3 protein-coding genes are annotated in these 1,549 nt (G+C 36.9%); 1 reads left to right on the top strand and 2 read right to left on the bottom strand.

Annotation, left to right across the window (positions count from 1 at the left end; all coding sequences use genetic code 11):
- Both HUS62_RS22190 and bcsR read right to left on the bottom strand, forming a co-directional pair.
- Nucleotides 1-425, bottom strand: a 425-nt coding sequence (locus HUS62_RS22190) for a cellulose synthase operon protein YhjQ/BcsQ (protein WP_220095103.1), incomplete at its 3' end; no start/stop codon positions are given.
- On the bottom strand, nucleotides 422-649 hold the full coding sequence (bcsR, locus tag HUS62_RS22185) for a BcsR/BcsP family cellulose biosynthesis protein (RefSeq protein ID WP_175081182.1): 228 nt from the start codon (nucleotides 647-649) through the stop codon (nucleotides 422-424). The genes HUS62_RS22190 and bcsR, both read right to left, overlap by 4 nt.
- Before the next feature lie 121 nt (nucleotides 650-770).
- On the opposite strand from bcsR, the gene HUS62_RS22180 reads away from it, so the two are divergent.
- Nucleotides 771-1,549 (top strand): BcsE family c-di-GMP-binding protein (locus HUS62_RS22180; protein WP_309473927.1); only part of this gene is annotated, 779 nt, incomplete at its 3' end.

The raw sequence follows: 1,549 nt of genomic DNA, 5'->3' as shown, positions 1-1,549 counted from the left end.
CAAATTGCATCACAATTAATAATCTCAAGGAATATATCGTCTTCATTTAGCGAATAGCGGTGCACATCAACATGGGCTGGGCAGTCAAATAAAAACCAGCTGTCATCGCTGTCATTAAGCTGCTGACAACTCTCTATAATACATGAAAAGTCTAACCCTAAGTTCGAACGGTTGCCATAGGGTAAAAACTTTACGCCGTCGTTATCTTGGTGAAACTGCTCACATGCAGAGGCAAAGTTTGGGTAATCACTCCAGCCTAGCTGATGCTCCCACGCAAGACCAAGATGTAGGCCTAAGTCGCCTTTTGGATCTAAATCGATGGCATACACAGGCACATTTGATTTTCTCAAAGCACAAGCAAGGTTGGTTACAATCGATGTTGTACCTGTCCCGCCTTTAATTCCTTTTAAAAAAATTCGCTTCATTTATGATTCTTTATTGCGTTTTTGTTAATTTTTTTTGTGCTCTGTGTTTGTGTTGTTGCTAATGCGATATCGTTAAGCAAAGGGTACTTTTCAATCGTTTTGCGATTTTTTTCGACATCAACAATTTCAACATAATCCGTTTCCTTGCCGCCAAATTGACGTAGCAACTTCTCAATATCATATTGAGTTAAAGTAAGTGAATTTTTTACTGCAAAGTCATTCATCTAAAAAACCGTAGTGAGAAAAGTTAGCTTAAAATTGTACACGATCCATGGACATAATTTGCATTATATATAGAATAGCGTTTAAAACTAGTACTTAAATATCTTATTTAAGGGTTTATTGGTGCCTCATTTAAATATTACAGGTCTAAACTGCGCTTTCTCTGAGCTAAAGAAAGGGGCAAGTTATGCTTTACTTGCCCCTTTAGACAATCAGCTATTAGAGTTAACAAGGCACATTCTAATCAATCATGAATCCCCAACTTTTTTGCTTTCTGAACAAGTCGAACTATTTTTTGAAGGAAAGGATAATGAGTTTTTGTTCACTTTGTTCGAACATGAGGTACTGTATCCTTTCCATTTAAATAGTAATAATAACATATCAAAAGATTTGCATTTTTCTAGTGGTATCATTAACGAATTAAAGCAGTATGAACAACTGGAAAGCAGTACGGTTTTTGTACATGTCGATTCAGAACATTTATTCTCCTTAGGTGAGCAGCTGCTTGGTGAAAAACTGAAGCTCTATCATGCTTTGTCGCAGTCAAAAAATGTCACTTTAGTGTTTTTAATGTCAGGTACCTATGCCAGTGAACTAAGACGTCAGTTGTTAGCCTTAAATCATTTCTTTGATGGTCTTATTTATGTGACTCAAGAAGCATCAATTCGCACCCTTGAGTATGATTATTGGTGTCATAAAAAAGGAGTTATTGCTGGGCGTTCGGTTAATTTACAGCTTCATGATGGTCTACTCGCATTAGTTGAGATAGAGCAAGAGGCAAATGAAAAGTTACGACCAACAGAGCAAAACTTTGATGAAGACGAAGTATGGCTAACGCGCAGTGCTGTCCCTGAGGGTACAAAGCTACCTGTGTTTTATAAAATAGTTGATGATAATGATGC

The organism is Pseudoalteromonas sp. 0303 (assembly GCF_013349995.1).
In the GTDB taxonomy this organism is placed as follows: Bacteria; Pseudomonadota; Gammaproteobacteria; order Enterobacterales; family Alteromonadaceae; genus Pseudoalteromonas.
Note: the sequence above shows the minus strand (reverse complement) of the source record. Positions and strands in the feature narration are given on the sequence as shown.